15 protein-coding genes and 1 riboswitch are annotated in these 22,078 nt (G+C 67.7%); of the genes, 5 read left to right on the top strand and 10 right to left on the bottom strand.

The window, feature by feature from the left end:
- Positions 1 to 84: 84 nt before the first annotated feature.
- The gene (gene nagA, locus VI08_RS04400; protein ID WP_045828334.1) at positions 85 to 1,236 is read left to right on the top strand and encodes an N-acetylglucosamine-6-phosphate deacetylase; all 1,152 of its coding nucleotides are present in this window, start codon (positions 85 to 87) and stop codon (positions 1,234 to 1,236) included.
- 87 nt (positions 1,237 to 1,323) lie between these two features.
- Here nagA and VI08_RS04395 read toward each other — a convergent pair whose 3' ends face one another.
- The gene (locus VI08_RS04395; protein WP_045828333.1) at positions 1,324 to 4,353 is read right to left on the bottom strand and encodes a TonB-dependent receptor; all 3,030 of its coding nucleotides are present in this window, start codon (positions 4,351 to 4,353) and stop codon (positions 1,324 to 1,326) included.
- A 254-nt stretch (positions 4,354 to 4,607) separates the two neighbouring features.
- Positions 4,608 to 4,845, top strand: a riboswitch (cobalamin riboswitch).
- Between the two features lie 126 nt (positions 4,846 to 4,971).
- Here VI08_RS04395 and VI08_RS04390 point away from each other — a divergent pair.
- Complete coding sequence (locus tag VI08_RS04390) at positions 4,972 to 6,861, top strand: TonB-dependent receptor domain-containing protein (RefSeq protein ID WP_045828332.1); 1,890 nt, start codon at positions 4,972 to 4,974, stop codon at positions 6,859 to 6,861.
- Between the two features lie 209 nt (positions 6,862 to 7,070).
- A complete protein-coding gene (locus VI08_RS04385) occupies positions 7,071 to 10,235 on the top strand; it encodes an efflux RND transporter permease subunit (protein ID WP_045828331.1) in 3,165 nt (1,054 codons plus the stop codon).
- Here VI08_RS04385 and VI08_RS04380 read toward each other — a convergent pair.
- From VI08_RS04380 to VI08_RS20725, 3 genes are all read right to left on the bottom strand, one after another.
- Positions 10,232 to 10,804, bottom strand: coding sequence for a DUF2239 family protein (locus VI08_RS04380; protein WP_045828330.1), 573 nt, complete (start codon positions 10,802 to 10,804; stop codon positions 10,232 to 10,234). The genes VI08_RS04385 and VI08_RS04380 overlap by 4 nt on opposite strands.
- An 82-nt stretch (positions 10,805 to 10,886) precedes the next feature.
- Positions 10,887 to 11,663, bottom strand: coding sequence for a dioxygenase family protein (locus VI08_RS04375; RefSeq protein ID WP_045828329.1), 777 nt, complete (start codon positions 11,661 to 11,663; stop codon positions 10,887 to 10,889).
- 87 nt (positions 11,664 to 11,750) lie between these two features.
- Complete coding sequence (locus VI08_RS20725) at positions 11,751 to 14,726, bottom strand: bifunctional diguanylate cyclase/phosphodiesterase (protein ID WP_084621250.1); 2,976 nt, start codon at positions 14,724 to 14,726, stop codon at positions 11,751 to 11,753.
- Positions 14,727 to 14,944: 218 nt separating this feature from the next.
- Between VI08_RS20725 and VI08_RS04365 the strand changes: the two genes are divergently transcribed.
- Positions 14,945 to 15,478 (top strand): acyloxyacyl hydrolase, encoded by a 534-nt coding sequence (locus VI08_RS04365; protein ID WP_045828328.1) that lies wholly within the window; start codon positions 14,945 to 14,947, stop codon positions 15,476 to 15,478.
- Positions 15,479 to 15,598: 120 nt separating this feature from the next.
- On the opposite strand, the gene VI08_RS04360 is transcribed toward VI08_RS04365, so the two are convergent.
- From VI08_RS04360 to VI08_RS04340, 5 genes are all read right to left on the bottom strand, one after another.
- Positions 15,599 to 17,125, bottom strand: coding sequence for a DHA2 family efflux MFS transporter permease subunit (locus VI08_RS04360; protein WP_045828327.1), 1,527 nt, complete (start codon positions 17,123 to 17,125; stop codon positions 15,599 to 15,601).
- 12 nt (positions 17,126 to 17,137) lie between these two features.
- Positions 17,138 to 18,352, bottom strand: coding sequence for an efflux RND transporter periplasmic adaptor subunit (locus VI08_RS04355; protein ID WP_045828326.1), 1,215 nt, complete (start codon positions 18,350 to 18,352; stop codon positions 17,138 to 17,140).
- Between the two features lie 28 nt (positions 18,353 to 18,380).
- Positions 18,381 to 19,832: an efflux transporter outer membrane subunit gene (locus VI08_RS04350; protein WP_045828325.1), complete on the bottom strand. Its 1,452-nt coding sequence runs from the start codon at positions 19,830 to 19,832 to the stop codon at positions 18,381 to 18,383.
- A gap of 24 nt (positions 19,833 to 19,856) precedes the next feature.
- Positions 19,857 to 20,315: a MarR family winged helix-turn-helix transcriptional regulator gene (locus VI08_RS04345; RefSeq protein WP_045828324.1), complete on the bottom strand. Its 459-nt coding sequence runs from the start codon at positions 20,313 to 20,315 to the stop codon at positions 19,857 to 19,859.
- Between the two features lie 77 nt (positions 20,316 to 20,392).
- Positions 20,393 to 20,635, bottom strand: a complete 243-nt coding sequence (locus tag VI08_RS04340) for a hypothetical protein (RefSeq protein ID WP_045828323.1) — start codon at positions 20,633 to 20,635, stop codon at positions 20,393 to 20,395.
- Positions 20,636 to 20,780: 145 nt separating this feature from the next.
- On the opposite strand from VI08_RS04340, the gene VI08_RS04335 reads away from it, so the two are divergent.
- A complete protein-coding gene (locus VI08_RS04335) occupies positions 20,781 to 21,572 on the top strand; it encodes an AraC family transcriptional regulator (RefSeq protein WP_045828322.1) in 792 nt (263 codons plus the stop codon).
- A gap of 56 nt (positions 21,573 to 21,628) precedes the next feature.
- Here VI08_RS04335 and VI08_RS04330 read toward each other — a convergent pair whose 3' ends face one another.
- Positions 21,629 to 21,955 (bottom strand): hypothetical protein, encoded by a 327-nt coding sequence (locus VI08_RS04330; RefSeq protein ID WP_045828321.1) that lies wholly within the window; start codon positions 21,953 to 21,955, stop codon positions 21,629 to 21,631.
- Positions 21,956 to 22,078 lie beyond the last annotated feature (123 nt).

Genomic DNA, 22,078 nt, shown 5'->3' with positions numbered 1-22,078 from the left:
CACGACCCATCACCCAGCACCATCGCCCACCACCTGCATCCCCCCACCGCCACACACCCCTCCACACGCACCGGACTCCACACAATGACTACCGCCTTCGTCAACGGCCGCGTGCTGACCGATAACGGCTTCCAGACCGGCATGGCCGTGCTGGTGGATGATGGAAACATCACCGCGCTGGCGCTGCCCTCCGATCCGCGCGTGCGCGCGGCCGAGAAGCACGACCTGGGCGGGCGCACGCTGCTGCCCGGCTTCATCGATTGCCAGGTGAACGGCGGCGGTGGCGTGTTGTTCAACGACGAACCGACGGTGGACGCCATCCGTGCCATCGGCGCCGCGCATGCGAAGTACGGCACGACGGGCTTCCTGCCGACGCTGATCAGCGACGACGCCGAGGTGATGTCGCGCGCCATCGATGCCGTGAACGATGCCGTGGCGCAGGGCGTGCCGGGCGTGCTCGGCATCCACCTCGAAGGCCCGTTCATCGCGCCGGAACGCAAGGGCGTGCACGACCCGGCGAAGTTCCGCATCGCGGGTGCCGACGACATCGCCATGGTGGCCCGCCGGCATGGCGGCGTCACGCTGCTCACGCTGGCACCGGAGCGCGCCAGCGATGATGTGCTCGCGCAGCTGGTGGCGAACGGCGTCATCGTCTGCGCCGGCCACACGGGTGCCGACTACGACGCCATGCACCACGCGCTGGCCATGGGCGTGCGCGGCTTCACCCACCTGTTCAACGCCATGACGCCCTTCACCAGCCGCGAGCCCGGCGTGGTCGGCGCGGCGCTGGAGGACCGTGACAGCTGGTGCGGCCTCATCGTCGATGGCCACCACGTGCACCCCGCGTCGCTGCGCGTGGCCATCGCGGCGAAGGCGCCGACAAAGATGATGCTGGTGACCGACGCGATGCCGCCTGTGGGTTCGGATAACCCGAACTTCGTGCTGAAGGGCGAGACCATCACGGCACGCGATGGCGTCTGCCAGACGGCCGACGGCACGCTGGCCGGCTCGGCGCTGGACATGGCCGCCGCGGTGCGCAACACCATCGAGATGGTGGGAGTGCCTTACGACGAGGCGGCGCGCATGGCGTCGACTTACCCGGCCGCTTTCCTTGGCCTGGGCCGTACGCATGGCCATATCGCCGCGGGGTATCGCGCCGATATGGTGGTGATGGACGAGGCCCACCAGGTCGTCGAGACCTGGATCGGTGGCGAGCGCGTCTTCGCCACCGCATAAAAAAGACCGGCGCTCCGCGCCGGCCAGTACAGGGGAGTTGCGTCGTGCCCGCGGATACATGGTCCGCGGGCACTCGTGGGTCACGCTTTAGAGCGAGAAGTCGTAACGCACGCCCAGGCGCACGTAGCGCGGGTTCTGGAACGCGATGGGACGGCGATAGTCGTCGCTGACCACCGGCTGGCCCGTGGCGGCATCGACCGAACCCGTTTCACCCACGTCGATCTGCGCGACCGGACGCTGGCTGCCCACCACGTTGAAGACCGTGGCGGTGAAGGCCAGCGGCTGCTTCTCGCCCGCCCACATCGGCTTGTACTCGGCATTGAGGTCGAGGTTCCAGGTGTACGGCAGGCGGCCCTTCGAGCCACGCGGCGACGGCTGGAAGCCGCACTCGAAGTACGAGGCGCCGTACTGGATGGCGTCGGTGGGATCCAGGCCGATGCAGTTCTTCGGCCGGCCGGTGGCCACCGAGAGGTTGCCGCCGAGCAGCCATTCCTGCGACGCCTGCCAGTAACCGTACGCCTTGAGCTGGTGCGTGCGATCGTTGGGCAGCGGGCCGTTGGTGTACTGCATGATCTCCGGCGCGTCCCAATCCTGGGTGACCGACGGATCGAGCTGGCCGATATCGGACTTCAGCTGGCCTTCCGAGTTGCCGTAGCTGCGCGAGAACGTGTAGTCGATGCGGCCGTACCAGTCGTCCGCGAAGTGGTGCTCGAGGTACAGGTCCAGCGAGTAATACGCACGCTTGAGGTCGGGGAACGGAATGCGCACGCCATTATCGACGACGGCGAAGCCTTCCTTCGAGATATCGAACGGCACGTAGTTGCCGCCACCGGTATCCACCAGGAACGTGTTCGACGAGCCCGGGTTGAACAGGTAGCAGCCCGGCAGCGACGCGTTGCTGATGTCGATGTTGTTGGCCGCGGCGTAGTTCTCGAACGGGCGCGAATCGCAGAAATCGTCGATGGAGCCGCGCAGCTTGCGGTACGTGGCCTTGGCGCCGAAGCTCCAGTTATCGTTGATCGCCTTGTCGAAGCCGGCGATGTACTCGTCCTGGTAGTAGGCCTTCATGTCCTTCGCGGCCACGGTCTTCGGATCGGGCGTGGTGCCATCCTCGCCGTTGAGGTAGGACCGGCTGCCGAGCTGCGCGATGTTCTGCGGTTCGCCGTTAGCGCCCACGCCGTTATACGAGTAGTACTCGCTGTAGTACGTCGAGGCCGAGGCGCCGCGGATGGCGACGTTCGACGGGATGGCGAGGTGGTAGCGGCCGGCGTTGGCGTACACCTTGAACGACGAATCGCCGAACACATCCCAGGTGACGCCGAGGCGCGGCGCCAGCTGGTGGCGCTGCTTCACGTACGTATCGCCCGAACCGTTGAGGTTCTTGAACTGCTCGTTACGCAGGCCGAGGTAGACCATGAAGCGATCCGTGGCCTGCCAGTGGTCTTCGATGTACTGCGCTTCCTGCTCGGTCTTGACGCTCGCGCCCGTCTCGAAGAGGCGCTTCTCTACGAAGTACGGTTGGCCCGGCGGCGGCACGATGTCCGGACGGCCCGGGACGGTACCGGCGTTGCGATAGATCCAGCGGTAACCGCCTTCGTAGATCTGGCCCGAGGTGGATTCCAGGGTCTGGTTATCCACGCCCACGCGCAGGTCGTGGTCGCCCGCGCGGTATTCGACGTCGAAGCGCCAGCCCTTCGTCTTGTCGTTGGCGCCCGCGTTCAGCACGGTGCCGTTGACCAGGCCGCAACCGACGATGGGGTTGGCGATGCCACGGCGGCTATCGGTGATCCACGGGCAGTTCGGGCTGCCCGAGTAGGCGATGTCGCGCTCGTGCACCGTCTTGGTGTGGCCGTACAGGCCGGTGATGGTCAGGTCGTCGGTGATGTAGCCGGTGTACTTGCCGATGTAGACGTCGCCACCCGGCGTGGAGCCCGGGCCCGCGTCGAAGTTCTTCAGCTTGTCGGTGCCGAGGTAGTTGCCGCGGCTGTGCGAGGTGTAGTCGTACGCGTAGATGCTGCGATCGGTGTTGGTCTTGTCGCCGACGCCCGTGACTTCGAGGATGTGGCTGTCGGTGATGTTCCAGTCGACCTTGGCCATCCACTTGGTGGCCTTCTGCGTCTGGTTGGTACGCTGCGGCGCGAGGATGCTGCTGGTGCTCTTGGTGTCGGTGCGGGTGAAATCACCCGCGGCGAACAGGAACAGCTTGTCCTTGATCAGCGGGCCGCTCAGGTAGGCGGTGTACTGGATATCGTCACGCGTGTTGTCGCGGCGGTTCTGGAATTCCTGGCCGCTGGTGCGGTAGATGCTGCGCGGCGACTGGCGCAGGCCGTTCGGCTGGATGTACATGCCGACGCCACCCTTCCACGTGTTACCACCGCGCTTGGTCACGATGTTGATGACACCGCCGGTGGAACGGCCGTATTCCGCGCCGTAACCGCCGGTGAGCACCTGCTGCGAATCGATGGCGTCGTAGGGCAGGTTGACGAAGCCGAGGCCGGTGAGGGCGTTGGTCACCGCGTAACCGTTGATGTAGTACTGGTTCTCGGACGCGGACGAGCCACCGAACGAGGCCACGTTGCCGTAGCGGCTATCGCCGGAGATGACGCCCGGCGCGAGCAGCGCGGCGGCCGTGATGTCGCGGGCGAGCGGCAGCTTCTGCAGCTGCTCGGACGAGAGCACGGTGCGCGAGTCGACCTGCGACACGTCGATGGCCGGCAGGGCGTTGCCCACGACCTGTACGCCCTCGAGGTTCTGTGCCTCGGCGGCGCTGGCGGGCGCGGCGCCGCCGAACGAGACGTCGACGCCGCCGATGGCGACCGTGACGTTATCGCGCGACTCGGCCACGGCGCCGTTGCGCTCGAGGCTTACCTTGTAGCGGCCGCTGGGCAGCGAGCTGGCGCGGTAGCGGCCGTCGGCATCGACGTTGACGTCGCGGGTGAGGCCTGTGTCCATGTTCTGGAGGTGGACGACGGCACCCTCGGGCTGCGCGACGCGGCCGAAGACGGCGCCGGAGGCGTTGGACTGGGCGAAGGCGCCGCCCGACGCGAGGCAAAGCGCGACGGCGGTGCAAAGGCTTGTACGGCGCATGGCGCCGCGAAGCAGGGTGGAACGCTGCATGTGGTGTCTCCCCGGAATGACCTGCAAAAAGGCCGGCCCACCAACACGAGGGCCGAGCCCGGTTCGTGATGGCCACCGCTTCCCTTCGGCTCGCCCGCCGCTCCCAACGGCAGGGTTGCCCCGGAAAGCCCCCCGTGGCGCAAGTTAATGCGCCTGGCAGCAATCAGTTGCGGTTGTAATCGATTGTTTTTGCGATCGTCAAGTGCCCGTTAACATCCCGTGTGAAATCCGTGGCCCCTGCCACGTAACGCGCGTTACAATCCGCCCGTTCGGGTGTCCGCCGCGGCCATGGGGCCGGTAGGATGAAACGGGAAGCCGGTGCGCCGCGTCGCGGCAAGGCCGGCACTGCCCCCGCAACGGTAAGCACCAGGGGCCCTGCGCCCCGCCCGGCCGGCCTTCGCCACTGCTCACGGGAGCGGGAAGGCGCCCGCCGGGCCTGCGCCAAGCGCGGCAGGTGCGAGTCCGGAGACCGGCCCGAAAGCCCCCTGCCGCCCCGCGGCGGGGGTGCCCTGTTTCGGACGATTCGCGGCGGGCGGATCCGGACAGCTCCGCGGCTGGCCTGGCCCCCGCGCGCCGTTCGCCCTTCCCCGCGTCCGTCCTCCGCTTACGAGGATGCTCATGAAAAAGACCCTGCTCGCGACGGCGCTGCTGTCGTCCATCGCCGTGGCGCACGCCGCCGATGCCCCCGCCGACCTGCCGTCGGTGGTCGTGACCGCCAACCGCGCGCCCACCCCGCTGGACGAGGTGCTGGCCCCGGTCACCGTCATCACCCGAGAGGATATCGACCGGCTGCAGCCGCTCAGCGTGCAGGACCTGCTGACCGGCCTGCCGGGCGTGGCGATGGCGAACACCGGTGGCCTCGGCCAGCAGACCTCGATGTTCATGCGCGGCACGAATTCGGCCCACACGCTGGTGCTGGTGGACGGGGTACGCGTCGGCACCGTGGGCGCGGGCCTGCCCGCCTACGAGCAGCTCCCGGTGGACCAGATCGACCACATCGAGGTGGTGCGCGGCCCGCGTTCCACCCTGTACGGCTCGGACGCGATCGGTGGCGTCATCCAGATCTTCACCCGCCACGGCGAGGCCGGGCAGGCGCCGACCCCCAGCATCTCGTTGACGGGCGGCAGCAACAGCTACACCGCCGGCCAGGTGGGTATCTCGGGCGGCACCACCCACGGCTGGTACAACGCCAGCCTGGGTGGCCAGTACACCGCCGGCATCAATGCCTGCCGTGACGGCGCGGGCGACGTGTTCAAGGGCTGCTTCACCAACGAGCCCGACCACGACGCCTACCGCACCTATAACGGTGCACTCTCGGGCGGCTACCGCTGGGACAACGGCACCGAGCTCACGGGCAGCTGGCTGCGCAGCAAGGGCACCATCGAATACGACGGTGACTACCAGAACCTGACCCGGCGCTCGCAGCAGGTGGCCGGCGGCAAGCTCAGCTTCGATGCCATGGCGGGCTGGCGCATGTCGGTGAGCCTGGGGCAGAACCAGGACCGTGCCGACGATTACCTCAACGGGTCGCAGAAGACCTGGTATGACGCCGCCTTTACCCCGCACCTCGGCGCGGACAAGCTCCGCATGGGCTACCTGTACTCAAAGCGCAACCAGGCGGCGTGGCAGAACGACTTCACGCTTGCCCCGGGCCAGACCCTCAGCGCGGGCGTGGACTACCAGCAGGAAAAGCTGGACAGCGCGACGGATTACCTCAAGACCACCCGGAACAACACGGGTGTGTTCGCCCTATACCAGGGTGTGTTCGGCCCCCACGAGGTCCAGCTCTCGGCTCGCCACGACCACAACAGCCAGTTCGGCAACCACACTACCGGCTCGGCCGCGTACGGGTTCCGCTTTGACAATGGCATGCGCATCACGGCGTCGTATGGCACGGCCTTCCACGCACCGAACTTCAATGATGAGTACTACCCGTACGGCGTATCGGTCGCGCTGAAGCCGGAAAAGTCACGCACGGCCGAAATCGGCCTCAGCGGCACGCCGGGTATCTGGAACTGGGCGGTGAATGCCTACCAGACCAAGGTGGATGACCTGATCGCCTTCAGCATCGACCGCCCGATCAACGTCAACGAAGCCCGCATCCGCGGCCTCGAAGGCCAGGTGGGCGCCGACGTGGACGGCTGGCACGTGCGCGCGTATGCCACGCTGCAGCAGCCGCTGAACCGCGACAGTGGCCCGCAGGAGGACAATTTGCTCGCGCGCCGGCCGCGCCGCACCGGCCGCGTCGACCTCGACAAGGACCTGGGCATGTTCACGCTGGGCGGCTCGGTCTACGCCGCGGGCTACAGCTACGACGACGCCGCCAACACCACCCGCCTGGGCGGCTACGCCACGGCCGACCTGCGCGCCACCTGGCACATCGACGCTGCGTGGAGCGTCCAGGGCCGCGTGGCCAACCTGGCCGACAAGCGCTACGAGACGGCGGCGTATTACAACCAGCTGGGGCGGACCTATTACGTAACCTTACGGTTCGCTCCGACGATGTAACACGCGCTTTGTAGGAGCCCACCCCGTGGGCGATCGGGTCTTGCCGCAAGCACCCATCGCCCACAGGGTGGGCTCCTACGGACCGGAAACCTGCTCGAACAGGTTTACCGTGCCTTTCGGCAGGGGCTTACGGGTGGCACAGGCGACAAGGAGGCGCCTGACGGCATAAAGTTCGCGGCGCGGGGTCTCCCGCTGTCACAGGATGTGTCGTGAATTTCTTTGCTCCTTTCATTCGCCGGCCCCGGGGAACGTCGCTGCTCGCGGCGGGGCTGACGCTGGCCGGCATCCTTGCCTACATGCTGCTTGGCGTGGCCGCGCTGCCTTCGATCGAAGTGCCGGCGGTGTTCATCCAGGTGCAGATGCCGGGCGCCAACGCGCAGACGATGGCGAACACCATCGTGGCGCCGCTCGAACGCCACCTGGGGCAGATCCCGGGCGTGGACCGCATGTACTCGCAGAGCAACGAGGGCGCCGGCTTCGTGCGCCTGCAGTTCACGATGGACCGCTCCACGGATGCCGCCGCGCGCGACGTGCAGGCGGCCATCAATGCGTCCGCGGCCGACCTGCCGGCGGGCATGCCCAGCCCGCCGCAGTACTTCAAGTTCGATACGGGGCAGATCCCGGTGCTGCTGGTGTCGTTCACCTCGAAGACCATGCCGGCCGACAAGCTGTTCGACGTGGTCGATACGCTGATCCGGCCCGCCGTCTCGCAGATCGACGGCGTGGCGCGCGTGCAGGTGTTCGGTGGCACGCCGCACGCGGTGCGCGTGGAGCTGGACACCAATGCGCTCAGCACCAAGGGCCTGACCGCCAACGATGTCACCAACGCGTTGCAGGCCGCCAACGTCAACTCGCCGCAAGGCCTGCTGAGCAATGGCCGCACGCAGATGACGGTGATCGCCAACGACGGCCTGCGCACGGCCGATGAATTCGCCAACATCCTCATCGCCATGCGCAATGGCGTGCCGGTGCGCCTCTCCGATATCGCGAAGGTGACCAGCGGGCAGCAGGATATCTACCAGAAGGCATGGTTCCAGGGCGAACGCTCGGTCTCCATGCAGATCAGCAAGCGCCCGGAGGCCAATTCGATCGCCACGGCCGATGCGATCCGCGCGGCACTGCCGCGGTTCCGCGCTTTGCTGCCGGCGGATGCGGTGGTCACGCCCATCTTCGACCTGACCCAGACCACCCAGTCGGCGCTGCACGAGGTGAAGGTCGCGCTGATGATCTCCATCGTCATGGTGTGCCTGGTGATGCTGGTGTTCCTGCGCCGCCTGGGGCCCACGCTGATCGCCACCCTCAGCGTGCCGCTGTCGCTGGCCGGCGCGTTCGTGGTGATGTGGACGCTGGGCTACACCCTCAACACCATGTCGCTGATGGCGCTGGTGCTGTGCATCGGCTTCGTGGTCGACGATGCCATCGTGGTCATCGAGAACATCGTGCGCCACATGGAGAACGGCCAGGCGCCCATGCCGGCGTCGCTGGAAGGCGTGCGCGAGATCGGCTTCACGGTCATCTCCATCACCATCTCGCTGGTCGCCGTGTTCGCGCCGCTGCTGTTCGGCAACAACATGATCACCAAGCTCCTGCGCGAGTTCTCGGTGACCCTGGCCGCGGCGGTGCTCATCTCCGCCATCGTCTCGCTGACGCTGACGCCCGCGCTGTGCGCGCGCTACCTGCACCACGATGCACCCGACCGCCAGCCGGGCCGCATTGAGAAGGCGCTGGAGCGCTTCGATCGCGGGTTCCTGCGCGCGTACGAGCGCGCGCTGGACTGGGCCATGCGCCACCGTCGCATCATGCGCTGGCAGCCGATCACGCTGCTGCTGGCCACGTTCGGCCTGGCCTGGGCCGTCGTGGCCACGGCCGGCGGTAATTTCATGCCGGACGAGGACACCGGCATGATGCAGGCGCAGATCACCGCCGACGCCAACATCTCGCCCGATGAAATGACCCGCCGCTTGCAACGTGTCGCGGAAATCATGCAGAAGGATTCGACGGTGGCCGATGTCACCGCCATCCTCGGCGGCGACAACGGCGGTGCCGTGGGCAACCAGGGCATGATGTTCATCGACCTGAAGCCGAAGGGCGATGGCCCCGGCCAGCGCCGTGAGTCGATCAAGGACATCATGGATCGCATGGGCAAGGAGTACGAAAAGATCTCCGATGTCCAGGTGTTCATGAACCCCATGCAGTTCCTGGGCGGCGGCGGCGGCAACAGCAACCGCGGCCAGTACTCGTTCCAGCTGATCAGCACCGGCGGCGAAAGCCTTGAGCCGTGGACCCTGAAGCTGGTGCAGGTGATGCGCGGCATGAAGGAATTCCGCGACGTCGGCAGCGATTTCGACGTGGTCGGCAAGCAGCAGATGCTGAAGGTGGACCGCGATGCGGCCAGCCGCCTACAGGTGGGCATGGGCATGGTCGATACCGCGCTGTACAACGCATTCGGCCAGCGCCAGGTCTCGGTCATCTATTCGGACATCAACCAGTACTGGGTGGTGCTAACCTCGGCGGCCGCGCAATCGCTGTCGCCGGAATCGCTGCTAAACACCTACGTGAAAAACAGCGTGGGCAACATGGTGCCGCTCAGCGCCATCGCGCATATCGCGCCGACGTCGACACCCAGCGCGGTGACGCACCAGAACCAGCTCGAATCAGCGGATATCACGTACAACCTCGCGCCGAAGATCACGCCGGACAAGGGCAACACGCTGGTTGAGCAGGCAGTGGCCCGGCTCAACCTGCCCGAGGGCGTGCGCATGGATTTCACCGGTACGAACCAGCGCCTGCGCGATGCGCAGTCGAACGGCATGGTGCTGCTCATCGGTGCCATCCTGGCCGTGTACATCGTGCTGGGCATCCTCTACGAAAGCCTCGGCCATCCGCTCACCATCCTTTCCACCCTGCCCGCCGCCGGCGCCGGCGCGTTCCTCGCCATGCTGGTGACGCAGACCCAGGTGACGCTGATGGCGATCATCTCCGTGCTGCTTCTGATCGGCATCGTGAAGAAAAACGCGATCCTGATGGTGGATTTCGCGCTCACCGCGCAACGCGAGCAGGGCATGGACCCGGTGGCCGCCATCCGCCAGGCGGCGCTGGTGCGTTTCCGCCCCATCACCATGACGACGCTGGTGGCGATGGGCGCGGCGCTGCCACTGGCCATCGGCTTCGGCGTGGGCTCCGAGATGCGCCGCCCGCTGGGCATCGCCATTGTCGGCGGCCTGCTGGTGTCGCAGCTGCTCACGCTGCTGAGCACGCCCGCCATCTACCTGTGGAACCACGACCGCAAGATCCGCAAGGTGCGGCGCAAGCACCGCCGCATGCTGAAGCGGCGCTACAAGGCGTGGGTGAAGTTGCGCAAGGCTCGCGGCTAGGCCGCGAGCGTCACGCCCGCCAGGCGCTTCACGTAGTCCCTGACGTCTGCAGGCCATCCATCGATAAGTCCGCTAAACCGCGCCACCTCGCGCCGGTGGTAAGCGCGCGACGCCTCCTCATACCCGGCCAGGTCCCCGGCCAACGCCAGCATCACGCGGTCCACGGCTTCGTCGGCCTGCCGGGTGCGGTCGGCGTCCACGCTATCGCGGCTGGCGTTCTCCACGAGCCGGCGCAACGCCACGGATGCGCCGCCGGGCTGGGTGGCCAGCCATTCCCAGTGCCGCGGCAGCAGCGTCACTTCGCGCGCGACAACACCCAGCTTCGGACGGCCCGGCCCGCGGCGGGCAGGCGCTTCGCCGTCGGCGGCCGTGGCAGGCAGGCGCGCCAGCACGTCGTGGGTGGTGCCGCGGTAGTCCACGTCCACGGGCCGGCCGGTGTGATCGTCGTAGATGATGGGGCTGGCGTTGGGTTCGCCGTCGAGCAGGGCCTTGCAGCGCTCGGCGACGAGCGGCAACGTGCCCGCCGCGACGCGGCGGGTGCCCTCGAAAGCGGTGTAGTGATTTGGCATGGGGGTGGATCCTTCTAACCAAGACCCGCCAGATATTACCCGGTAAAAATTAATCGTCAATAGTGCCCGGGTAAAATAACGATCAATGGACACCCCAGGCGTAGCAGTCCATCGACAGCACGCCGTACGTTATGCCGCCATCGATGGTCAGTGGCTTGTCGTCGCCTGCCGCGGCGGCGGCCACCAGCAACGGCAGGTAGTGCTCGTCGGTGGGGTGCGCGCGCAAGGCCGACGGGGCATGCCGGCGGTAGTCGCGCAAGGCTTCGACATCACCCGCGAGCACCGCGGAACGGGCCCATGCCGCGAAGGCCCTGGCGTACTCCTCGGCATCGCGGGTCACCCGCGCCTCGCGCAGGTTATGCGTGAGGCTGCCCGACCCGACGACCACCACGCCGCGATCGCGCAACGGCGCCAGCGCCTTGCCCAGGCGCAACGCGCTGTCCACGTCGAGGTTGTGCGGCATCGAGACCTGCAGCACCGGCGTATCGGCATTCGGGCGCAGGTAGCGCAACGGCACCCATGCCCCGTGGTCGAGGCCACGGTCGCCGTCCACCAGGGCGGCGAAGCCCTGGTCGATGAGCAGGCCGGCGGTTTCGGCGGCGAGCGAAGGCAGCCCGGGCGCGGGGTAATTGAGCGTATAGAGCTCCGGTGCGAAGCCGCCGAAATCATGGATGGTGGCCGGCCGCGCGGCCCCCGACACACGCACGCCGCAGGTTTGCCAGTGCGGCGAGACGATGACGATGGCGGTGGCGTTCTCGAACCGCTCGCCCAGCGCCGTGAGCTGGCTGCCGAGCAGGCCGGGTTCCAGCGCGAACGTGGGTGCGCCGTGGGAAACGAAGAGGGCGGGTGCGCGTTGCATGGCGGTGTGCCTGGGGGTGGCTAGGGGGCATCACCAATGTAGGCATCGCCATGGCGCGGATAAACCGCCGCCAGCGGAACGGATTGTTCAGCGCAGGGCGACAGCCTCGCCTTCGAGATCGGCCAGCGGAACCGGGCGCGAGAACAGATATCCCTGCATGGCCGTGCAGCCTTCGCGTTCCAGCCACTCGCGCTGGCCCTGGGTCTCGACGCCCTCGGCCACCACCTGCAGGTTCAGGCTGCGGGCCAGGAAGATGATGGAACGGCTGATCGAGGCGTCGACCTTGTCCTCGAGCAGCGCCGAGGTGAAGTGGCGGTCGATCTTGATCTTGTCCAGCGGCAGGCGCGAGAGGTAGGTGAGGTTGGAGTACCCGGTGCCGAAGTCGTCCAGCGAGATGCTGACGCCCATGGCGCGCAGCTCGTGCAGCGTGCGGATGGCGCGTTCCGGCTCGTCCATGAACGCGCTTTCGGTGAGTTCGAGTTCCAGCGCCGACGCACTCGCCCCGGTTTCGCGCAGGGCCTGGCGCACATCGGCCACCAGGTCGGCATGCGCCAGCTGGTGGGCCGAGATGTTCACCGCCACGCGGCAACCTTCGCCCAGGGTCTCGAGCACGCGGCGCTGCTGGCGGCACGCCTCGCGCAGCACCCACTGGCCGATGGGCACGATGGCGCCGGTTTCTTCCAGCAACGGTATGAGCCGGTCCGGCCGACCGAGGTCGCCCGGGCCCATGGGCCAGCGCAGCAGCGCCTCCACGCCGATGGCCCGGCCCGTCACGCTGTCGTGCTGGGTCTGCCACGCCAGCGCCAGTTCCTGGTCGAGATGGGCGGCGGCGAGGCGGGTGATGACCGTGAGGCGCGCCATGGCGGTGGCGTGCATCTCGGGCGAGTAGCGCTTCCACGTGTGCCGGCCCGAACGCTTCGCGTCGTACATGGCCGTGTCCGCGTTGCGGATCAGCGTATCGGCGTCGGCGCCGTCGCGCGTGGCGAAGGCCACGCCGATGCTGCACTTCAGGCGCTGCATGGTGCCACCCACTTCGAGCGGCTCCTCGATGGCGCGCTGGATGCGCGGCAGCACATCCAGCGCCCTGGCCGGCGGCCCGTCGAACGGCAGCATGGCCACGAACTCATCGCCGCCGAAACGGCCGACGTGGCCCAGGCCATCGAGCGCGTCGCCCAGCTTCAGCGTCACGTCGCGCAGCACCTGGTCGCCAAGCGCATGGCCCAGCGCGTCGTTGATGAACTTGAAGTGGTCAAGGTCGATGAACAGCACCATGAGGCCGGTGTTGTCGCGGATGCACTCACGCACCAGGCCGTCGAGGTGTTCGCGCAGCGCGCGGCGGTTGGGCAGGCCGGTGAGCTCGTCGTGCGTGGCCTGGTGGTTCAGGCGTTCTTCGTAGCGGCGCTGGTCGGTCACGTCGCGGACGATGGCCAGCGTGCCGCGGCCCCGCGAATCCTTGTAATCGGAAAGCGCGAGCTCGGCTTCGAACGGCATGCCCTGCATGGGCTCCAGCCACGCGGCCACGCCGGTGCCTTCGCTGCTGCCCATGCGCAGCGCGGCGAGCGCGTCGGCATCCATCACCTGCGACGCATGGCGGCCGGTGAGGCTCTCGCCTTCCATGCCCAGGCGCTCTTCCGCCAGCGGGTTGGCGTAGTCGATATGGTCGTCGCGCACCACCAGCAACGGCAGCGGCATGCGCGACAGCAGCTTGCGGTAGGCCGCCTCGCTGGCCGCCAGGTCGCGATCGGATTCGCGCAGCCGCTGGCGGGTCTCGTGTAGCGCCGTGATCTCGCTGATGGTGCCCGCGAGGATGGTGGTGCCCACCTCGTTGGTGATGCGCGCGGCGCGCAGGTTCACGCGCACCTCGCTGCCGTCGGGGCGGCACAGGCGGTGTTCGAGCTCGTACGGGCCATCGCCGTGCGCGAAGCGCTCCAGCCAGGCCACGGCGGCCGGCTGGTCGTCCACGTGCACCAGCTTGTAATAGGTGCTTAGCCGGCCACCCATCTGGTCGACGGGCAGCCCGGTGATCTCATGCACATGGCCCGACCACAGGATGCTGCGCGAGCTGAGGTCGGCTTCCCACAGGCCGATGTGGCCACTGCGCTGCACGTCGCCCAGGTGGCGCGCGCTGCGCGTCAGCGCCTCGAGCAGCGTGCCCTGGCGCAGGTACGCGCGGCCCAGCCACGCGGCCAGGCCGTTCAACAGGAGCAACAGCACCAGCGTCGCGATGACGGTGGCCTGGGCCTGGCTGTACCACTCGGCGCGGATCATCGCGCGGTCGACGCCGACGCGCACGACGAGCGGGTAGGTGGCCGACGCGGCCCACGCGTACATGTAGTCGCCTTCGTCGTAGCTGCCGGTGGCGCCGGGTAGCACGCCCGGGATCGACCAGCGTTGCGAGGCTATGTCGCGGCTCGACGCGAAAACATGGCCCTCGGACGAGAACACGGTAAGCACGCCGCTCGCGCTGATCATGGAATGGCGGAGCATGTCGGTGGCGCGGTCGCTGTCGATGCGGGCGCCGAACGCCGCCGGGTCGGCGACGCGGGAATCCACCAGCACCCGCACGGTGGGCCCCAGCCCGTCGCGTGCCGGGGCCACGGCGACACGGACGCTGGCGCCAAGCGATTCGTGGCGCGGCGCATCGTGCATGGGGCGCCAGTCGATGAGCGATGGGCGGGTGGCCGCGATGACCGTGCCCTCGCCATCCAGCGCGACGAAGGTGGCGAGTTCGGGGTGGCGCGCCTGCACTTCGGCCAGGGCGGTGCTGAGCGGGCCGGGGTCGCGGCTGGTTACGCCGTTGCGCAGGGCCAGCAGCGGGCCGAGGCTGGCGTCGATGTCCTGGTCGAGCATGCGCCGGACCCCCGAGGCCGCGCCGGCGATCTGCCGTTGGCTGGCGCTCAGCATCCGCTGGTAGGCGTCGAACTGAAGGCGGCCGACGATGGCCACCACGCCGACCGAGACGGCGGCGGCGGCAAGCCACAACGCCACGCGGATACGCCGCGCGCGCCGCTTCGTCGCTCCCTTGTCGCTTGCCCCTGTCACCTTGCCACTGCCCCGTGCCATCGATGGATCGGCCCCGCTCCGGCGAGGCCCTTGGCCTGTATCGGCCGGGCAACCCGGTGCTTGAGACGAGATGGACGGGCATGGGCCAGCACGCGTACGCCTATTCGGCAGAAATCGTGGTGCGCCCACCCCTTTTTTCACGCCAGATGAACACTATTTACCGAACGATCCAGTTCGTGAATGCCGTCCCCATAAACGTCCCAGCATAAGGTCACCCCATGCGCTCGTCCCGCGTTGCCCTCGGCGCCCTTGCCGCCCTCAGCCTTTCCGCCGCCACCCTGCCCGCCTTCGCCGACACCCACATCGAAGTGCAGGGTGGCCGCAGCTACATGGATAGCCACGGTACCAACGCGTTCTTCGTGGAATCGGTGTTCGACGCCCACCCGATGGGCGCCAGCCGCATTACCTGGTCGCCGGATGTCTCCATCGGCTACATCAAGGGCCGTGACATCGGCCGCTACCGCGACTCGCACCCGGGCGTCACCAACAATGTGTGGGTCGGCGCCCTGGGCGCCCGCCTGCACTACGGCAGCGAGGGCGACTGGTACCAGCCGCTGTTCTTCAGCTTCCAGGTGGCCGGCACGGCCGGCGGCCGCACGCAGGCCCTGTCGTCGGGGTACCAGTTCGTGAGCACCCTGGGCTGGCAGTGGAAGAACCTGAGCTTCCAGGTACGCCATATCTCAAACGGCAGCTTCAAAGAGCCCAACCGCGGCGAAACCATGGCGCTCATCGGCGTCGGCTTCGACATCTGACGTCACCTCGGTAGGAGCCCACCCTGTGGGCGACAGCTTTTTGCGAAGAGCTGTCGCCCACGGGTGTGGGCTCCTACGGAGGCATAAGAAAAGGCCCGGCATCGCCGGGCCTTTTCGCTTTCAGTGGCCGGAGGCCGCAGGCCCCGCCTTCGCCGCGAACGGCGGCTTGGCGAGCCACACCACCAGGATCAGCGCCATGAACACAAAGCCGAGCAGGTGGAACACCTCGTTGAACGAGATCTGGTAAGCCTGCTGCGTGATCATGCCGTTGACCGACGCCGCGGCGTACGTCGGGTCGCCATGGCCGATCTGGGTGAGCGCCGCCTGGGCGTTCTGGTTGTACGGCGTGATGTTCTCGGCCAGGCGCTCGTGGTGGACGATGGCGCGGTGATCCCACAGGAACGTGGTGAGCGATGCCGCGAAGCTGCCGCCCAGCGTACGCAGGAACGTCGCCAGGCCCGAGCCCGCCGCGATTTCGTTTGGCTGCAGGTCGCTGAGCAGGATCGACAGCACCGGCATGAAGAACAGCGCCACGCCCAGGCCCTGGATCAGCTGCACCATCGCCACGTGGTAGAAGTCCACCTCGAGGTAGAACTCCGAGCGCAGGAAACATGTGGCGCCCATGACGATGAACGCACCCGAGGCCAGTATCCGCAGGTCGAACTTGTGCGCGTAGCGACCCACGAACGGCGTGAGGATCACCGGCAGGATGCCTAGGGGCGCCGACGCGAAGCCCGCCCACGTGGAGGTGTAACCCACGTTGCGTTGCAACCACTGCGGCACCAGCAGGCCGATGGCGAAGAACGCCGCGTATGCCAGCACGAGGCACAGCGTGCCCATGCGGAAGTTGCGGTGCCGGAACAGCTTCAGGTTCACGATCGGGTCCTTGTCCGTGAGCTCCCAGATAAGGAACACGGCCAGGCCGATCGCGGCGATGATGGCGGTGATGACGATGAAGCTGGAGTTGAACCAGTCCTCGTCATTGCCCTTGTCGAGCACCACCTGCAGCGCACCCACGCCGATGATCAGCGTGATGAGGCCCACGTAATCGACCTTCGGCTTCTCGGTCACCTCCGGCCGCCCCTTCATCTGGTTCGCCACCACCATGGAGGCGAAGATGCCGATGGGCACGTTGATGAAGAAGATCCACGGCCAGGTGTAGTTGTCGGTGATCCAGCCGCCGAGGATGGGGCCCGCGATGGGCGCCACGACGGTGACCATGGCCAGCAGCGCCAGCGCCATGCCGCGTTTCGCGGGTGGGTAGATCGAGATCAGCAACGACTGGGTGATCGGGTACATGGGGCCTGCCACCGCGCCCTGGATGGCGCGGAACAGGATGAGCATGCTCATGCTCTGCGCGATGCCGCACAGGAACGAGGCCAGCGAGAACAACAGCGTGGCCCACACGAACAGCTTGGTCTCGCCGAAGCGGCGGGTGAGGAAGCCGGTAAGCGGCAAGGCAATGGCATTGCTTACCGCGAACGACGTGATCACCCACGTGCTCTGGTTGGAACTGACACCGAGGTTGCCCGCGATGGTCGGCAGCGACACGTTCGCGATCGTGGTGTCGAGCACCTGCATGAAGGTCGCGAGCGAGAGGCCGACCGTGGACAACGCCAGGTTGGGTGGCCGGAATGGCGTATTCATGGAGCGGGCTCCTTACTTCGGCGCCTTCTGCTGCTCGGCACCCTCGCCGGCCGACGCGTTCTCGTGGATGACGCGGGCGATATCCTTGTCGGCATCGGCCAGCTGCTTGTCATACACGGGCGTCGAGAACTCGGGCTGCGTGGGAGCCTGCTGCGCAAGCAGCGGGCCGTTCTGGTCGTGCAGGGAGACGGTGACCTTGGTCGACAGGCCCAGGCGCAGCGGCATCTTCTCCAGCTGCTTCGGGTCGGTGAACACCACGCGCACCGGCACGCGCTGCACGATCTTGATCCAGTTACCCGTGGCGTTCTGCGCCGGCAGGATCGAGAACGCGCTGCCACTGCCGACGCCGAGGCTGCGGATCTTGGCCTTGTACACCGTGTCGCCGCCGTACACGTCGGCGGTGACATCCACCGGCTGGCCGATGCGCATCTTGGTCAGCTGGGTTTCCTTGAAGTTGGCGTCGATCCACACCTCGTGGAGCGGCACCACGGCCATCAGTGCGGCACCCGGCTGCACGCGCTGGCCCACCTGCACGCTGCGCTTGGCGACGTAGCCATCCACCGGCGCGACGATGGTGGAGCGCACGAAGTCGAGGTAGGCCGAACGCAGCTTGGCGGCGGCGGCGCGCACATCGGGGTGCGAGGCGACGACGGTGTCGTCCACCAGCACCTTGCTGCTGCTGTACGATTGCTTCGAGGAGGCCAGCGCGCTTTCCGCGGAGATCAGCGTGTCCTGCGCGTGCGACAGTTCTTCGGCCGAGATGGCGCCGCTCTTGGCGAGGTCACGGCGGCGGTTGTAGTCGGCGCGGGCGCGGTCGACGGCGGTCTGGCGCACGGCGACATCGGCCTGCGCCGAGGTCACGTTGTTGTACAGGCCGCGCACGCGGCGCACGGTGTTGGCCAGGTTGGCGCGGGCGCTTTCCAGGTTCACCTCGGCGTCGCTCGGGTCGAGCTTCACCAGCGTATCGCCCTGGTGGACGAGGTCGCCGTCGTCGGCGCCGATGGAGGTGACGGTGCCGGCGATCTGCGGGGTGATCTGGACGACATTGCCGTTGACGTACGCGTCATCGGTATCTTCGTACCAACGGCCGTCGACGAAGTACCACACCGTCCACGCGATGGCGGCGAGGACGATGAGGACGACGAGAAGCTTCAGGAAGAAGCCGCGACGGCTCTTCGGCGGCGGCGCCACGGTCGCGCCAGTGGGGGCGATGGTTTCTTGTGACATCGGTCAGTGCCTTGAAGTGTGTGTGTTCTTAATGGGTGTCGGCGGCGGCGACGGGCTGGTCGCCGGCTTCGGGGCGGAAACCGCCGCCGAGCGCCTGGATGAGCTGCACGCTGGTGTCGACCTGCTCGGCGCGCAGCGAGACAAGCCGCTGTTCGGCCTCGAGCAGTTGCTGGCGCACCACCAGCGAATCGAGGTAGCTGCCCACGCCGGCCTTGTAGCGCTGCTGTGAAAGGTCATACGCCTGCTGCGCGGCATCGTGCGCGCGCTGCTGGGCCTGCAGCTGCGCGTTCAGCGCATCGAGGCCGGCCAGGTCGTCGGCCACTTCGTTCAGCGCGCCCACCAGGGTCTGGTTGTACTGCGCCACGGCGAGGTCGTATTCCGCATCCTTGCCGGCAAGGTTCGCGCGACGGCGGCCGCCATCGAAGATGGGCAGGCTGAAGGCCGGCAGCACCTGCCAGAAGCGGGCGGCGGACGAGAACAGGTTATCCGAGCCACCGGCCACCTGCGCGGCGAGGATGCCGAGCGTGACGTTGGGCAGGAACTCCTTCTTGGCCGAGTCGATATCCTTCGACGCGGCCTCGACGCGCCAGCGCGCGGCCACCAGGTCGGCGCGGTGGCCGAGCAGGTCGGCCGGCACGTTGGCGGGCACGGCCACGGCCGAGGGCGCCAGCGTGGTCGGGCGCTCGATCTCGAGGCCACGGTCCGGGCCCTTGCCGAGCAGCACCGCGAGCTGGGTGCGCGCGCTGTCGATGGCACGCTGCGCCACCGCCATCTCGCGCTCGGCCGACGCCACTTCGCTTTCGGCCTGCTTCACCTGCATCTGGTTATCGACGCCGGCCGCCACGCGCTGCTTGGTCAGGTCGCGCGACGCGCGGCTGCGGTCGAGTTCGGCCTTGGCCACGTCCATCTGGTCGAACGCGTAGCCCAGCTGCACGTAGCCGCGGGCCACGTTGGTGCTGATCTCGATGCGCGCGGCGCGGGCGTCCACCTCGGCGGCGCGCTGCGAGCCGACGGCGGCCTCGAACGCGTCGCGCTTGCCGCCCCACAGGTCGAGGTCGTAATTGAAGTTGCCGTAGCCGTACTTCGTCCAGCTGAACTTGCCGAGCTCGGGGCCCACCAGGCCTTCGGGCAGGTGCGCGCCGGCCACGCCGCCACCCACGTTGAACGTGGGCGCGCGGTTGGCGTCGGCCGTGCCGGCCTTGGCCTGCGCCTGGCGCACGCGGGCGTCGGCGACGGCGAGGTTCGGGTTGTCCTTCAGGGCTTCGTCGATGAGCGCGGACAGGCGGGCGTCACCCAGGCCCGTCCACCAATCGGCCGCCGGCCACGCCGAGGTGGCGCCCTCGCCCTTGGCGAGGCTCTTCTCGGCATGGAGGGTGGCCGGGTCGGTCAGGTGGCCCTGCGGTTCCAGTCCGCGGCTGGTGACACAGCCGGAAAGGACGAAGGCGGCACCGATGGCCGCCACGAGAGTGTGCAGACGCATGCGTTTTGCCTCAGGTATCTAGAGTCAGTTTTTTTCGCGCAACGCGCACAGCACGCGTTGCAGGTAATCCAGCAGCTTCGTGCGCTCGTCGCCAGAGAGGTCCTTCTGCGCCCGCTCGAGCGTGGCCACGTTGCTTTCATGCAGGTGGCGCCACAACGCCACGCCGGCTTCGGTCAGCTCGATGCGCAGGGCGCGGCGGTCCTGCTCGTGCGGCGTGCGGCGCAGGTACCCCTTGGCTTCCAGCTGGTCGAGCTGGCGCGTCATGGCGCCGCCGTCCAGGTCCACGGCGCGGGCGAGTTCGGTGGCCGTCATGGGGCCGATGTTCGCCAGGCGCTTCAGCACGTGGAACTGGGTGAATTTCAGGTCCGCACCCTGCGCGGCGAGGTCGGCCTCGATGGCCCGCACGATTTCACCGCGGACCATGCCGATGAGGGCACCGAGGCTGTCGCGGCCGTCCGGTGAAGCGCAGAGGTTCGTATTCATGACGCGCATTCTATTGCCAACCAGATAGTTGTCAAGGCAAATATGCTTGCGTCAGATATTTTCAAGTTATGGAGCGTTTACTCCTCGTCGGCCAACAGGGCGGCCAGGGCGGGGTTACGGACGTCGAACAGTTCGAACACGCCGAGGGCCCGCAGGGTGGGCAGCTGGGCCAGCAGGCGGGGCTCCAGGCGGCGCCGCTGCTCCTCTGGCGTGGTGGAATCAAGCATGGCATGGGCGCAGGCCACGAACGTGACCAGGGCCTCGCCGGCGCTGGTGTCGTCCTGCAGGTCGGTGTAATCGTGGGTGACGAGGCGGATCATGGGGACCTCCGGGCTCGGTGTTCGCCTGCGCTGGCTGTCGGCGGATGCCACGCACGGAACAGTTACTTGGGGATGCAAATGTTATACATGTCCCCTATCGGCCTGATATCGTCATCGGGCCAAATAATGTCGAGATCAGGCCAAAATGGATAAATCCCAGTTCCATGAGCTGTTCGACAGCGCCGACGGCCCGCCCCTGCTGGCGTACGCCGCCGAGCGCGAAACCTCCCAGCTGGAAATCGACTGGCACAAGCACGTGCGCGGCCAGTTTTTCTACGTAGAACAGGGCCTTATCGTTACCCGGACGGATGAAGGCACTTACCTGCTGCCGCCGCACCGGGCCGGCTGGATGCCGCCGGGAATGCTTCACACGGTGAGCATCTCGGGGCCCAGCCGCGCCTGGGGCGTGTTCGTTTCGCCGGATGCCGCCCGCGGCCTGCCCGAGCACGCCTGCGTTGTGGGCGTGGACGACGTGTTCCGCGCCGTGGTGAAGCGCGCGGCCACCTGGGCTCCCGACGCGCCGATGACGCCCGAGCGCGAGCGGCTGCTCGCCGTGCTGCTGGACGAGATCCGCCACGCGCCGGTGGAGCCGATGCACCTGCCCATGCCCACCGACCGCCGCCTGCGCCGCGTGGCCATGGCGATGTTCGAGCACCCCGAGGACACCCGCGGCATCGACGAATGGGCCAGCTGGGCCGGGCTGTCGGTGCGCACGCTGACGCGGCTATTCCGCGAGGAGACCCAGTGCAGCGTGGCGCAGTGGCGGCAGCACGCGCGGCTCACCCGCGCGCTGGAGCGGCTGGCCGAAGGCGAGACCGTGGCCACGATCGCCGATTCGCTGGGCTACGCCACGCCCAGCGCGTTCGTGGCGATGTTCCGCAAGGCCTTCGGCGATACGCCCGGGCGTTACCTCTCCCGCCAGGCGGCCGCCGCTTGAATATGTGGGAGCGCGCTTGCGCGCGATCGCGCGCAAGCGCGCTCCCACACCGAGCGTTAGTCGGCCACCGGCTTGCACATCCACAAGCCCTCGAAGGTGTAGGTCTCGCCGCTTTCGCGCGCTATGACCGCCGTCGCCACGCGCCCGTAGCGCCAGCCATCGTGCTCACCCACCGCGCCCACGTCGTGGCAGCCGGTGCCGTGTTCATAGGCGCCCGTCTCCGCGTGGGTCATCGAGGCTTCCTCTTTCAGGCATTGCGCCATGGCCTCGTCGTGCGAGGGAAAGTGGTGGTTGCCGAACACATAGCGCTCGGCGTTGCAGGTGATGGTGGCGCACGCGGGCGTGGCGACGAGGCAGAGCAGGGCGATCGGAAGCAGGCGCATGGTGGCTCCATGGGGTACAGGGGCCGACGAGCCTGCGGGCGCGAGGGGGCGAAGGGAATCAGACTATTCTGAGAAATCGGGGCAATCGAGCGACGTGTGATGTGCCGCACGGTTCACAGGCCC

The organism is Luteibacter yeojuensis, assembly GCF_000964085.1.
Taxonomy (GTDB): Bacteria; Pseudomonadota; Gammaproteobacteria; order Xanthomonadales; family Rhodanobacteraceae; genus Luteibacter; species Luteibacter yeojuensis_A.
The sequence above is the reverse complement of the archived record's forward strand: the minus strand, read 5'-3'. Positions and strand labels throughout refer to the sequence as shown.